Consider the following 14,449-nt stretch of genomic DNA (forward strand, 5'->3'; position numbering starts at 1 on the left):
AAGTTATCCACAGGTGCAATAGCACCTTAGCTTTGCTATTATCTTTTTCTGAACAAAATAGTTAATTATTAACAAAAAGTAATGATTTTTAAATATAATTGAGGAAGTTTAATTGTGCAATTTCCTCAATAAATAAAGTTAATAAATTAAATAGGGTATTTACTTAAAAAATTTTATACAAGTGGGGGTGTAATATTTATGGATAAGTATGAAGTTTTAATTAAACTATTATTAGCTATTATAATTGGAGGAGCAGTAGGTTATGAGAGGGAATCAAGAAATAGACCAGCAGGATTTAGAACTCATATACTTGTATGTATGGGTGCAGCTATAATATCAATGATAGAAGTTAGTTCTTTAGCTAATGTAGCTAATATTATAACTGAAAATCCCAAGTTAGCTCCTCATTTTAAGATTGAATTAGGAAGATTAGGTGCTCAAGTTATAAGTGGAATAGGATTTTTAGGAGCAGGAACTATAATACATGAGAAGGGTTCGGTAAAAGGACTAACAACAGCAGCTAGTCTTTGGGTAGTAGCTTGTATAGGGTTAGCTATAGGAGTTGGACATTATTATTTAAGTATTGTATCAGGCATATGTGCAGGAATAGTATTAGTAACTCTTAAGAGAGTTGAAGATAAAGTGCACTTTATTAGAAGAAAAACTTATAAATTAGAAATAGAATATTATAATAGTAAACAAGCTTCTGAAAAAATAATAGAATATTTTGAAACAAAAGATATAAAAATAAAAAATATAGAATTTTCTTTAGAAGATGGTGAATGTGAATTATATGGAGTAGAAGATAAAAATAACATTAGTATATATACTATTTTAGTACCAAAAAATTTTAAAATAGGGAAGGTACTAAAGGATTTGGCTAATGAAGAAGAAATTATTAGAATAAATATTATATAGTTATAAGGTATACTGTTTAATGATTTATGAAAACAGTATGCCTTATTAAATTACATAATACTTCACTACATAGTATTTATTAATAATCAAATACCACATAAGTATAAAAAATCAAATAAGAATAAGATAATTAAATTTAAATAACTTTAATATAAATATAGAGTTAATTTTAAAATTGATAAAAATTTAGTGTAAGGTTATAATAGCAAAGTACATACAATATATTGTGGTTTGGAGGTAAGGTATATGCTATATGTTGTGAAAAGAGATGGCAGAAAAGTAGAATTTGATTATATGAAAATTACTAGTGCTATAAAAGGTGCTTCAGAAGAAATAGGGTTTAATTTAAAAGAAAGTGAATTTGTATCTCTAACTGAGAAGGTTATAGAGGAAATTGAAAATTTAAATGTACAAGAAATTTCTGTTGAAGAAATACAGAATTTAGTTGAAAAGATATTATTAAGAAATAATTATAAAGAAATAGGTAAAGCTTATTCAAATTATAGAAAAGAAAGAACAAAGATACGTGAAATAAAATCAGATTTAATGAAAGCTATTAAAAAAATTGGAGTAGAAACTGACAGAGATAATGCAAATGTAGGAAATAATTTTTCAAGTAAACTTTTAAGAATAGCAAGTGAGTCTAATAAATGGCATAATTTAGTAGCAATGCCCAAGTCTCTTGCTAAAGCTCATGAAAATGGAGATATATACTATCATGATTTGGATAGTTATAATTTAACTACAAATTGTTTACACATACCTACTAAGGAAGTGTTATTAAGAGGATTTAATACAGGATATGGTTATATAAGACCTCCCAAGAGAATAGAATCTGCTTGTGAGTTATCTTGTATATTATTACAATCAACTCAAAATGATATGTTTGGAGGACAATCTCATCCTGATTTTGACAATGATATGGAAATATTTATTAAGTTTACTAGAAAAGAAATAAGAAAGGAATTTGAAGATTTAAATATAAACTTAGAAAATATAGACCAGTTAGTAGAAAAAAAACTTAGAAAAAATATAAGTCAGGCTATGCAAGGAATAGTATATAATCTTAATACAATGCATTCAAGAGCTGGAAGCCAAGTGCCTTTTAGTTCTATAAATATAGGTATACCTAGAAGTAAAGATGCTGCTTTAATTTGTGAAATATTTTTAAAAGAATATGAAAAAGGATTGGGTAAAGGAGAACAACCTATATTCCCAAATATAATATTTAGAGTTAAAGAAGGTGTAAATAGAAATCCAAGCGATCCGTATTACTATTTATTTAAACTTGCCTGTAGAGTAGCTTCAAAGAGGATGAATCCTACTTTTATGAATTTAGATGCAGATTTTAATAAGAAATATTATGATAAGGGAATTCTTCCAGCTACTATGGGATGTAGAACTTATATATGTTCTAATGTAAATGGAGAAGCAGGCACAAAAGGAAGAGGAAATATAGCACCAACTACAATAAATCTTCCAAGAATTGCATTAATATCTAAAAACAACCTAAGTAAATTTTTTAGTTTGTTAGATTCTAGACTTGAATTATCAAAAGAAAGCTTAATGCATAGATATAATGTTTTAAAAAAGCTTAAAGTAAAGGATTTGCCTTTTGTGGCAGGGCAACATTTAATGAAGGGTTCTGAAAACTTGAAGTTAGAAGATTCTATAGAACCTATACTTAAACAAGGAACTTGGGCTATAGGATTTATAGGGTTAGCAGAAACTTTGATAGCTTTAACAGGACATCATCATGGAGAAACAGAAGAAGCTAGAGAATTAGGATATAAAATAGTTCAACATATTAGAAATTATACAGATAAAATAACTCAAGAAACTAATTTAAATTGGAGTACTTATGCAACTCCAGCAGAAGGATTATCGGGTAAATTTATAATTCAAGATAAAAAAGTATTTGGAGAAGTAAAAGGTGTTACAGATAAGGAATATTACACCAATAGTTTTCATGTACCGGTAAACTTTCCTATATCTATAAAAGAGAAGATAGATATAGAAGCTCCTTTTCACAGTATGTGTAATGGGGGACATATAAGTTATATTGAGTTAGACGATTATCCAACAGAAGAGGTAATTATAGACATAATAAACTATGCTTATAAGTGTACAAATATAAGTTATATAGGTATAAATTTTCATATAAAATATTGTAAAAATTGTGGACAGTATATTCATAGTAGTAGTAATAAGTGTAATCACTGTGGAAGTAATAATATACAGGGTATATCTAGAGTAACAGGCTATTTAAGTTTAGATGAAAGGTTTGGAAAAGGAAAGACTGCTGAAAGATTGGATAGAGTTTCTCATGTAAGTAATAAAAAGGTGTATAAATTATAAGGAATAGGTGATAATATTGAATATTCAAGTAGCTGGATTTTTAGATAATTCTCTTGTAAATGGTCAGGGATTAAGGTCTGTGTTGTTTGTATCAGGTTGTAGACATAATTGCTTAGGATGTCATAATAAAGAAATGCAGAGTTTTAATTATGGAGATGCTTTAGACATAGATATTGTACTTGATAGAATCAAAAGAAATATTCCTATAATAAGAGGAGTAACTTTTTCAGGAGGAGAACCTTTTGAGCAATCAGAAGCATTGTGGATTTTAGCAAAAAAAATAAAAGAATTAAAATTAAGTATATGGTGCTATACAGGATATACTTATGAATATATAATAAGCCATGTTAGTGAAAATAAATATTGGAATAATATGTTAAAATATATTGATGTATTGATAGATGGAAAATTTGAAGAAGATAAAAAAGATTTAAATATAAAATATAGAGGTTCTAAAAACCAAAGAATTATAGATGTAAAAAAAAGTTTGGATTTAGGAAAAATAGTTACTATAGATTTATAAATAATATATAAAAGCAGTTTTACAAGATAAAAAATAATTTTATTTACCTTGTAAAACTGTTTTTTTTATTTTAGTATTTATTATAATGGTAATTACAATTATAATAGTTAATGATAATATATATATTATTTATAAATAATATAATAATTTAATAATGTAGGAGAGGATGAAATATGATTAAATTTAAAAAAAAATATTTGGTTTTTCTAATATGTTTCTTATGGGTTTTAATTGGAGGCAAGAATAATGTTTTAGCTGTTAATTTAGATAGAATAGGTGGACAAAATAGATATGATACTGCAGTAAAAATTTCCCAGCAGTATTGGGGAAATTCAGATTATGCTGTTATAGCTTCAGGATGTGATTATCCAGATGCTTTATGTGCGGCACCTTTAGCTAAAAAGTATAATGCACCTATTTTATTAACAGAAGGAGATAGAATAACAACTGTAACATTAAATGAATTAAAAAGGCTAAATGTAAAAAAAATATTTATAATAGGTGGTACAGGCTCTATATCTAAAAAAGCCGAATATGAATTAGAAAAATTGGCAGACACTTGCACAAGAATAGGTGGACAAACTCGATATGATACTAGTGTAGAGGTAGCAAAATATTTAGGAAGTATCGATGATAAAGTAGTTTTAGTTTCAGGAGAAAATTTTCCTGATTCTATATCAATAGGAAGTATAGCAGCTTATAAATCTATGCCTATACTTTTAACACAAAAAAATTATTTACCTAATAGTATTAAAGATTACATAAATGGTAAAAATATAAATACAACCTATGTAATTGGAGGCAAAGGTGTTATAAGTGATAGTATATTATCAAATTTTAATAATATTAAAAGATTATCTGGAGAAGATAGATATTCTACCAATATAGCTGTAATTAAGGAATTTATGAAAGAGCTTAATTTAAATACAGTATACATAGCTTCAGGAGAAAATTTTCCAGATGCTTTATCAGGTTCTGCAGCAGCTGCAGCAAAGACATCATCCATAGTATTAGTAAATAACAGTATACCTAAAGTAACAAAGGAATTTGTACTTAGTATAAAAAATTCTATGAGTTGTTTAGAAATATTAGGGGGAACAGGAGTAATACCTTATATTACAGCAGTAAATTTGCTTAAAGAAGATACATCTGGTACAATAGGAAACTCAGGTAAGATAATATGTATTGATGCAGGTCATGGAGGACCAGATTCTGGAGCAGTAGGACCTACTGGTATAATGGAAAAAGATGTTGCTTTAGCCGTAACTTTAAAAGTAGGAAATATACTTAAAAATAAAGGTATAGGAGTTGTATATACAAGAACAAATGATAATGCACCATGGTCTAATGGAACTTCAGCAGATTTACAACATAGATGTGACGTAGCCAAAGGAGCAAGTGCAGATTACTTTGTGTCTATTCATTGTAATAGTGCTGAGTCAAGCTATGCTAATGGTACAGAGACATTTAGTTTCTATTCTAGTGAAAAAGGTAAAAAACTTGCAAAATGTATACAAGAAGAGTTAGTATCTAAATTAGGTACTTATGATAGAGGAATAAAAACAGCAGGGTTTTATGTACTTAAAAATACTAGTTGTCCTGCTATATTAACGGAATTGGGATTTATAAGTAATCCTAATGAAGAAAAATTATTAAATTCCGATTCTTATCAAAATAAATGTGCAGAAGCAATTTCAAATGGAATAATAAAATTTTTAAAAAACAATTAGGGGGATATTAAAAATGATTGATAAAGCTTCAAATTTTAAAAAAGAAGGTTATAATTGTTGTGAATCAATAATAAAAGCTGTAAATGAAGATAGAGATGTAAATATACCTATATCTGTAGGAACACCTTTTGGAGGAGGAATGTCTGTAGGACATACTTGTGGAGCTATAACAGGAGCTATAATTGCTTTAGGATTTTTAAAAGGAAGAAATGATTTAACTGAAAAAAATACAGCATCTAAATATTCTTCGGAAATAATGAAATCTGTTAAGGAAAAGTATGGTACATATAATTGCAGAGATTTAAAGAAGAAGGGTGTTAGTTGTGAAGAAATAATAGACTTTGCTTACGACGAATTAAAAAAGATTTTATAAATTAAATTAAAATGTTTGACAATGAAAATTTTATATAATATAATATAGAAAATAAAAAATTATAGAATATAAAAGCTATGAATAGGAAGAGTATTTAAAAGGATACCTTACAGAGAGCAAATGTTGGTGGAAATTTGCAGTTTTACTTTTAAAGAAAATCACCTATGAGCTAAAAATTGAAATTTTAGTAGGTTTATTCGTAATTCTGCGTTAAAGAATAGAGTATAAAATGTACTTGAATTAATAACACTTTAGGTGGTATAGCGAATTTAACTTCGTCCTAACGGGCGAAGTTTTTTTGATATATTAAGAAATATTACAAATTAGTATAAATAAGTAAAAAATTAAAGAAAGGGGAAATACATATGTATAAAAAAGTAAATCCTTCAAAAGGATTTGTAGATATTGAAAAAGATATACTTAAATTTTGGGATGAAAAAAACGTAATAAAGAAAAATTTTGAACTAAATAAAGATGGTGAATATTTTACATTTTATGATGGTCCCCCAACAGCTAACGGAAAACCTCATATAGGTCACGTAGTTACGAGAGTAATTAAAGACTTAATTCCTAGATATAAAGTAATGAAAGGATATCAAGTTTTAAGAAAAGCAGGTTGGGATACTCATGGACTTCCAGTAGAATTAGAAGTTGAAAAATCTTTAAATATTTCTGGAAAACCTGAGATAGAAAAGTATGGAGTAGAAGAATTTACTAAAAAATGTAAGGAAAGTGTATTTTCTTACTTAAGTTTGTGGGAAGATATGTCTGAAAGAGTGGCATATTGGGTTGATATGGAGGAACCTTACATTACTTATGATAATAATTATATAGAATCAGAATGGTGGGCATTAAAAAAGATATGGGATAAGGATTTGTTATATAAAGGTCATAAAATAGTACCTTATTGCCCTAGATGTGGAACAGCTCTTTCTTCCCATGAGGTAGGTCAGGGATATGAAGATATAACAGAAACATCTGTATATGTAAAGTTTAAATTAAAAGATACAGATAAATATCTACTTGTATGGACTACTACACCATGGACTCTTCCAAGTAATACGGCTCTTGCTATAAATAAAAGCTATGATTACGTAGAAGTTATAAATAAAGATGAGCACTTAATTCTTGCTAAATCTTTATTAGAAAAACTTGAGGGAGAATATGAAATAATAAATGAATTTAAGGGTGAAGAACTATTAGGAAAAGAATATGAACAAATGTTTAAATTTGAAGTTCCTGATAAAAAAGCTTTTTATATAGTTCATGGAGATTTTGTAACATTATCTGATGGTTCAGGGATAGTTCATATTGCACCAGCTTATGGAGAAGATGACAATTTATTAAGTAAAAAGTATGATTTACCTCTTATAAATTTAGTAGATTTAGAAGGTAATTTTGTAGATAAGGTAGAACCATGGAAAGGATTATTTGTAAAAAAAGCTGATTCAAAAATTATAGAATATTTAGATGAAAAGGGAATACTATATAAACCACAGAAATTTAAGCACTCTTACCCTCACTGCTGGAGATGTGATACACCATTACTTTATTATCCAAAGGATTCTTGGTTTATAAGAATGTCTTCTCTTAGAGATAAACTTATTAAAAATAACAATAAAATACATTGGATGCCAGATAATATTAGAACTGGAAGGTTTGGTAAATTCATAGAAAATGTTATAGATTGGAGTTTGAGTAGAGATAGATATTGGGGTACTCCTCTTCCAATTTGGGAATGTCAATGTGGTCATAGAGAATGTATAGGAAGTATTGAAGAACTAAAAGAAAAAGGAATAAATGTTCCGGAAAATATAGAATTACATAAACCTTATATAGACAAAGTAAAAATTACTTGCCCTGAATGTGGAAAAGAAATGACAAGAACACCAGAAGTTATAGACTGTTGGTTTGATTCAGGTTCAATGCCTTTTGCTCAACACCACTATCCTTTTGAAAATAAAGAAATTTTTGAAAATAATTTTCCAGCTCAATTTATATCTGAAGCAGTAGACCAAACAAGAGGATGGTTTTATACTTTGTTAGCTATTTCAACAGTGCTTTTTGATACAAATCCTTTTGAAAATTGCATTGTATTAGGACACGTACTAGATAGACATGGTTTAAAAATGTCAAAACACAAAGGAAATGTATTAAGTCCATTTGAAGTAATAGATCATGTAGGAGCAGATGCAGTAAGATGGTATTTTTATACTTCAAGTGCACCATGGCTTCCATCAAGATTTTATGAAGAAGCAGTACAAGAAAGTCAAAGAAAATTCTTAGGAACTTTTTGGAATGTATATTCTTTCTATGTACTATATGCTAATATAGATAATTTTAATCCTATAGAATACAAGGATTTTGTAAGTAATGATGTAATGGATAGATGGATTACTTCAAGGTTAAATACTTTAGTAAAAGATGTTTCAGTACACTTAGATAAGTATGAAATAACTCAAGCAGCACTTATTATAGAAGACTTTGTAGATGAACTTTCTAATTGGTATGTAAGAAGAAATAGAGCTAGATTTTGGACTTCAGAATTAACAGAGGATAAAATAGGAGCTTATGTAACTTTATATAGAGTACTTACAACTTTGTCCTTAGTAGCAGCACCATTTATTCCATTTGTAACAGAAGAAATTTATCAAAATTTAGTTGTTAGCTCAGATGAAGATGCACCAGAAAGTATACATTTATGCAAGTGGCCTGAATATAAATTAGAATTAGTAGATAAAGAATTAGAAAAGAAAATGAGTGAAGCTTATAAAATAGTGAAACTTGGAAGAAGCTCAAGAAATGGAGCTAATATTAAAAATAGACAGCCACTTTCAGAAATGCTTGTAAGTTCTAAATCATTACCAGAATATTATGGAGATATAATAAAAGATGAATTAAATATTAAATCAATAGTATTTGGAGCGGATTTATCAAAATATGTTAATTTTGATATAAAACCTAATTTGCCAGTATTAGGTAAAAAATACGGCAAACTTATACCGAAAATAAGAAAAGAATTATCATCTATGAATCAAATGGAATTAGCTCAATCAATAAGAAATGGTGAAAATGTAAATATTAATATTGAAGGCGAAAACATTGAATTAAATGAAGAAACTGTACTTGTAACAATGCAAGGATTAGACGGATATGCTTTTTCTGGTGAAGGAACAATAGGAATAGTGTTAGATACAACTATAACTAAAGAACTTAAAGAAGAAGGAAATTTAAGAGAAATATTAAGTAAAATCCAAAATATGAGAAAAGAAAGTGGATTTGAAGTTACAGATAAAATAAATTTATATGTATCAGGAAATAGTATGCTAGAAGAAATAATTAAAAGGAACGAAGAAGATATCAAAAATGAAACACTATCTAATAAAGTTGTATATAATGCAGATAAAGATTATAAAGAATGTAATATAAATGGAGAAAAATTAAATATATTAGTAGAAGTTGTTAAATAGTATATAAAAATAAGGAGTATACGCTGGTATACTCCTTATTTAGAAAATTTACTTGTAATAATTTATATTTAAAAGTATAATAATTTAAATAATATGACAGGAGTTGATGATATAATGGCGGCATCTATTAAAGATGTGGCAAAGGAAGCAGGTGTATCTATTGCTACAGTTTCAAGAGTATTGAATGACATAGATGTAGTGAATGAAGAAACTAAAAAAAAGGTTTTAAAAGCTATAGATAAATTAGGATATAGACCTAATATTGTTGCTAGAAGTTTAAAAACACAAAAAACAAAAACAGTTGGTATAATTATACCGGATATATCTAGTCAATTTTATCCTGAAATAGTTAGAGGAGCAGAAGATGTAGCAAATATTTATGATTATAATATAATGCTTTGCAATACTGATTTAGACTTAGAGAAGGAAATGGAATATCTAAAAGTACTTAAAGAAAAAATGGTAGATGGTGTGCTTTATATGAGTAATTCTTTAGAAAAAAATATAATAGAGCTTATAAATCAATTAGAAATGCCTTTAGTGCTAGTAGAAACTACAGATAAAGAAAAAATGTTTCCTAGTGTAACTATAGATAATAAAAAGGCAGCTTATGATGCAGTAGAATATTTAATAAAAAAAGGTAATAGAAAAATTGCTTATATAGGAACACCAGAGATAGCAGTTAATGCTAGTGCCCTTAGATATATGGGATATAAAGAAGCATTACAAAAGAATAATATTGAAATTAATGAGGATATAATTTATTTTTCAGGTATGAAAGCTAGACATGGATATGAGGGAGTAAATACAATATTAAATAAAACTTGTATAGATGCAGTATTTTGTACAAGTGATGAAATAGCTATGGGAGCTATAAATGCTTTAAGAGATAGAAATATGGACGTACCAAGTGAAGTAGAAGTTATAGGATTTGATAATATTTATGCTTCTTCTATATTTTATCCTAAACTCACTACTGTATCACAACCTATGTACGACATGGGATCAGTTGGAATGAGAATGCTTATAAAAATAATAAATAAAGAAAGAATAGAAAAGCAACATTATGTATTAAGTCATGAAATTATAGTGAGAAATTCTTCAAGAAATTAGTGTATATCTTTAAAAAAAGGTATACACCTTTTTTATAAAGAAATTATTTGTTTTGAGAAATTTCAATTTTATGGTATAATTTAACAAAACCTAAAATATAGGGGGATTGCCATGGAATTAGTTAAAAAAGAAAAATCAAATAGTTTTTTTAATGAAAGAGTTTTTTCGTTAAAAAGTTATATAATGTATAGAGAAACTGATTTAACAAAAAAAAATATAAAGAGATTTAAAGAGCTTAATTCAAAGTATAATAAATATATAAATAATTTAAAACATTGGTATATACCTAAAAATTTAAAATGCGATTATGATTTAATAATAAGATTATTAAAAGAAGCAAAAAAAAATATACAGTATATAGAAAATAGTGATTTTAAAAATATATTAAAAGTATACTATAATAATGATTTTGCCTATAAAGAAATTACATATTTATATTTAAAATGTAAAAATAATTTAAAAGAAATAGTAAGTATAAAAAAACAATTAGATAATCATATAATTTGTATAGCAGATAATACAGATATAAATTTGCTTAAAAATGATATTGATAAATTAATAAATAAGTTTAATAATTTTAATAACAAATTGGTAAAACTATGGATAAATTTTGATAAAAGCATAGTTAAATATTGTAGAGTAGATTTTCAAAATGTAGATTCTATAGAAAAAGCATATATAATAAAAAATTACATTAAAGCAAGAAATACATTTGAAAACATTAAAGTTAATTGGAATAATGTTATGTTAAAATACAATGGACCTAAAATAAGAATAGATAGCAATATGAATTTAATGTATATGGAGAGTTTAATTAAAAAGTTGGGAGTTATAGTTAATTATAATAGTATATATAAAAGTAATATATTTAAACATTTAAGGAAAGTAAGAATTGGCAAGAAGATAAATTGGTATAATAGTAATAGTTATGATTATTTAATTAAATGTGTTTATAGTATAAAATACTTAGAAGAATATAAAAATTTAAAAGCATATATACAAGTTTTAAAAAAGATTTCTATAAGTTGTTAAAATTTTATTATAAAATACGTTGGAGTGATATTATGAAGTTAACTAGAGAATTTTATAATAGAGATACTTTGTTGGTGGCTAAAGAATTATTGGGTAAAGTTTTAGTTCATAATATAAATGGAAAATTAATTTCAGGGAAAATAGTGGAAACAGAAGCTTATATGGGGTTTTATGATAAAGCTGCTCATGCTTATGGAGGAAAAAGAACTCCTAGAGTTGAAGTTATGTATGGTAAACCAGGTATTTCTTATGTATATTTTGTATATGGTATGCATTATTGTTTTAATGTAGTCACTAGAGAAGAAGGTATAGCACAAGCTGTTTTAATAAGAGCATTAGAGCCAATATATGGGTTAGATAGTATGGCTAAAAATAGATTTAATAAAAATATTAATGAACTAAGTAATTCAAAAATAAAAAATTTAACTAATGGACCTGCTAAATTGTGTAAGGCACTTAAAATAGATAAAAGTTTAAACAAAGAAGATTTATGTGGGGATACATTGTATATAGAATGTATGGATAATGAAAAATTTAATATTAAGGCGTCTAAAAGAATAGGTATAGATTATGCTGAAGAAGCAAAAGATTATATGTGGAGATTTTATATAGAAGATAATAAATTTGTATCTATTAAATAAAAAGTAACACATGTTATAAAGTTATACATATTATATTTATATAGCAATAAGTGGAGAGATTTTATTGGTATATGTATTAATATTAGCAGGTGGAAGAGGAACCAGACTTTATCCTTTATCTAGAACAAGCAATCCTAAGCAATTTTTAAAATTAATGAATAATAAAAGTTTTTTAAGAAATACTGTAGACAGGATTAAGTCTATAGCAAAAAAAGAAAATATATATGTAGTAACTAATAAAGATTATTTAGAAAAGGTATATAATGAATTGCCAGATTTAAGTAAAGAAAATATATTCTCTGAACCAGAAAATAAAGAAACAGCTACTTGTATAGGATTATCTGCAGCAAAATTTCTAAAAAAAGATAATGATGCTATTATGGTAGTTCTTCCTTCTGATCATTATATAGAAAATGAAAAAGTGTTTATAGATACATTGAAACAGGCTATAGAAGTGGCAGAAAGAAAAAGAGGGCTTATAACTATTGGAGTGAAACCTACAAGAGCAGAAACAGGATATGGATATATTGAAATGGGTGAAAGAGTAAATGGTGAAATTGCTACTTATAAGGTAGAAAGATTTTTAGAAAAACCTAATTTAGAAGTAGCTAAAGATTTACTACTAAAAGGAACTTATCTATGGAATAGCGGTATGTTTGTATGGAGAGCAGATGTTTATTTAAGGGAAATGCAAAAATATTTACCTAAAATGTATAAAAGCATGATGAGAATATATAAGTCTTTAGAAACAGAGGAAGAGTACCAAATTATAAAAGAAGAATATGAAGTAATAAGTGGAATTTCTGTAGACTTTGGTATTATGCAAAAAACAAGAAAAGGTTATGTAATAAAATGTGAGTTTGCTTGGGATGATATAGGTACTTTTGAATCTTTAAAAAGGTTTTCAAAGTATTTTAGAGGCAATAATATAAGTGGTAAAGCTTTTATGGAGCAAAGTGAAAACTGTTCCGTATTTGGAAATGGAAGGTTGGTAATAGGTTTTGGTATAAAAGATTTAATTATAGTAGATTCAGAAGATGTAGTACTTATTATGGATAAAAATAAAGATCAAGAAATTAAACATTTAGTAAATAAGATAAAAAATGAAGAAGAAATGAAAAAATATTTATAAAAGACTAGCTTTTGTAGGCTAGTCTTTTATAATTTTTAAAATTAGTATTAAATTTGAAGTTCTTATTTTAATTATGATATAATTTTAAAATATATTATTAAAGATAGGAGCAATGAGATATGAAAAGAGAGGCAAAGGCAGACTTAAGTTTATTATTTGTAACTATGGTATGGGGAATAACTTTTCCTATAATGAGTGGTATTTTAAAATACATTCCGCCATTTTGTTTAATAGCATTTAGGTATATTATATCAGCTATAATAATGGGAATTATTTTTTATAAAAAAATAGTTAGTATTAATTTAAATGTGATTAGAAATTCTTTTTATATAGGATTAACTTTATTTCTAGGTACAGCTTTTCAAGTAGTAGGACTTGTTTATACTACACCAAGTAAATCAGGATTTATTACTGGACTTAATGTAGTTTTAGTTCCAATATTTATGGCACTTATATACAAGAAAACTCCAGATACTAAAACTGTAACTGGAGTTATTTTATCTATTATAGGAATTGCTATGATATCTTTAGATGCTAATTACGGAATAAATAAAGGAGATATATATACAATGATTTCTGCAGTAGCTATTGCATTGCAAGTAATAGTTGTGGATAAGTATGCTAAAAATATAGATGTAATTTCTTTAACATTTATAGAATTTATTATAGTAGGAGTATTTTCATTATTTCCAGCAGTTTTTGTAGAAAAATTAAATATGGAATTAAATATTGTTTCTATATTTTCTATATTATTTATGGCTATTTTTTGTACTATAATAGCTTACAATATACAAAATAAAATGCAACCATATACGGAACCTACTCATGCAGCTATAATATTTTTAGGAGAGCCTGTTTTTAGTGCTATATTTTCTGCATTTATAGGAGATAAATTAAATGGAAGTGCATTAATAGGATGTGCTTTTATTTTAATAAGTATGATTGTTATAAACATAAATTATAAAATGTTAAAAAATTTTTGGTTCAATAAGTCCTCAAAGTAAAAAAGTTGAATTATAAATATATTTTATAAATGAAATATTAAATAATTTTTAATATTTTATTAATCATCCCTCAAATTTAATTATATAGTGAATTTAAGTTATATAATAGTAATATAGTAATACTATGGGAATTTATAATTAATATCGGGGGGATT

General features: G+C 26.3%; 11 protein-coding genes and 1 other annotated feature. All 11 genes read left to right on the plus strand.

Going from position 1 to position 14,449, the window contains the following annotated elements; all coding sequences use genetic code 11:
- Window positions 1-198 precede the first annotated feature (198 nt).
- The 11 genes from CLOACE_RS05915 to CLOACE_RS05965 all read left to right on the plus strand — a co-directional run bounded on the left by CLOACE_RS05915 (window position 199) and on the right by CLOACE_RS05965 (window position 14,294).
- Window positions 199-918 carry an MgtC/SapB family protein gene (locus CLOACE_RS05915; protein ID WP_070110148.1) on the plus strand — a complete coding sequence of 240 codons (720 nt, stop codon included), beginning with the start codon at window positions 199-201 and terminating at the stop codon, window positions 916-918.
- A 246-nt stretch (window positions 919-1,164) separates the two neighbouring features.
- Window positions 1,165-3,276, plus strand: a complete 2,112-nt coding sequence (locus tag CLOACE_RS05920) for an anaerobic ribonucleoside triphosphate reductase (RefSeq protein WP_070110150.1) — start codon at window positions 1,165-1,167, stop codon at window positions 3,274-3,276.
- Between the two features lie 16 nt (window positions 3,277-3,292).
- Window positions 3,293-3,799 carry an anaerobic ribonucleoside-triphosphate reductase activating protein gene (gene nrdG / locus CLOACE_RS05925; RefSeq protein ID WP_101495393.1) on the plus strand — a complete coding sequence of 169 codons (507 nt, stop codon included), beginning with the start codon at window positions 3,293-3,295 and terminating at the stop codon, window positions 3,797-3,799.
- A 173-nt stretch (window positions 3,800-3,972) separates the two neighbouring features.
- A complete protein-coding gene (locus CLOACE_RS05930; protein WP_070110152.1) occupies window positions 3,973-5,529 on the plus strand; it encodes an N-acetylmuramoyl-L-alanine amidase in 1,557 nt (518 codons plus the stop codon).
- 16 nt (window positions 5,530-5,545) lie between these two features.
- Window positions 5,546-5,902, plus strand: a complete 357-nt coding sequence (locus tag CLOACE_RS05935; protein WP_070110235.1) for a C-GCAxxG-C-C family (seleno)protein — start codon at window positions 5,546-5,548, stop codon at window positions 5,900-5,902.
- Between the two features lie 68 nt (window positions 5,903-5,970).
- Window positions 5,971-6,188: a binding site (T-box leader), on the plus strand.
- Window positions 6,189-6,267: 79 nt separating this feature from the next.
- Window positions 6,268-9,372, plus strand: coding sequence for an isoleucine--tRNA ligase (gene ileS / locus CLOACE_RS05940; RefSeq protein ID WP_070110154.1), 3,105 nt, complete (start codon window positions 6,268-6,270; stop codon window positions 9,370-9,372).
- Between the two features lie 114 nt (window positions 9,373-9,486).
- Complete coding sequence (locus tag CLOACE_RS05945; RefSeq protein WP_070110156.1) at window positions 9,487-10,485, plus strand: LacI family DNA-binding transcriptional regulator; 999 nt, start codon at window positions 9,487-9,489, stop codon at window positions 10,483-10,485.
- A 111-nt stretch (window positions 10,486-10,596) separates the two neighbouring features.
- A complete protein-coding gene (locus CLOACE_RS05950) occupies window positions 10,597-11,517 on the plus strand; it encodes a hypothetical protein (protein WP_070110157.1) in 921 nt (306 codons plus the stop codon).
- 32 nt (window positions 11,518-11,549) lie between these two features.
- Entirely contained in the window at window positions 11,550-12,158 is a 609-nt protein-coding gene (locus CLOACE_RS05955; protein WP_070110159.1) for a DNA-3-methyladenine glycosylase, read from the plus strand.
- A gap of 64 nt (window positions 12,159-12,222) precedes the next feature.
- Window positions 12,223-13,290, plus strand: coding sequence for a mannose-1-phosphate guanylyltransferase (locus CLOACE_RS05960; RefSeq protein WP_070110161.1), 1,068 nt, complete (start codon window positions 12,223-12,225; stop codon window positions 13,288-13,290).
- A 119-nt stretch (window positions 13,291-13,409) separates the two neighbouring features.
- On the plus strand, window positions 13,410-14,294 hold the full coding sequence (locus CLOACE_RS05965; RefSeq protein ID WP_070110163.1) for a DMT family transporter: 885 nt from the start codon (window positions 13,410-13,412) through the stop codon (window positions 14,292-14,294).
- The last annotated feature ends 155 nt before the right edge of the window (window positions 14,295-14,449 follow it).

Source organism: Clostridium acetireducens DSM 10703, from assembly GCF_001758365.1.
Lineage (GTDB): Bacteria > Bacillota > Clostridia > Clostridiales > Clostridiaceae > Clostridium_C > Clostridium_C acetireducens.

Excerpts from the sequence above, each read along its gene's own strand:
- CLOACE_RS05915 (WP_070110148.1), top strand. The coding sequence starts at position 199 with ATGGATAAGTATGAAGTTTTAATTAAACTATTATTAGCTATTATAATT.
- CLOACE_RS05920 (WP_070110150.1), top strand. The coding sequence starts at position 1,165 with ATGCTATATGTTGTGAAAAGAGATGGCAGAAAAGTAGAATTTGATTAT.
- CLOACE_RS05930 (WP_070110152.1), top strand. The coding sequence starts at position 3,973 with ATGATTAAATTTAAAAAAAAATATTTGGTTTTTCTAATATGTTTCTTA.
- ileS (WP_070110154.1), top strand. The coding sequence starts at position 6,268 with ATGTATAAAAAAGTAAATCCTTCAAAAGGATTTGTAGATATTGAAAAA.
- CLOACE_RS05945 (WP_070110156.1), top strand. The coding sequence starts at position 9,487 with ATGGCGGCATCTATTAAAGATGTGGCAAAGGAAGCAGGTGTATCTATT.
- CLOACE_RS05950 (WP_070110157.1), top strand. The coding sequence starts at position 10,597 with ATGGAATTAGTTAAAAAAGAAAAATCAAATAGTTTTTTTAATGAAAGA.
- CLOACE_RS05955 (WP_070110159.1), top strand. The coding sequence starts at position 11,550 with ATGAAGTTAACTAGAGAATTTTATAATAGAGATACTTTGTTGGTGGCT.
- CLOACE_RS05965 (WP_070110163.1), top strand. The coding sequence starts at position 13,410 with ATGAAAAGAGAGGCAAAGGCAGACTTAAGTTTATTATTTGTAACTATG.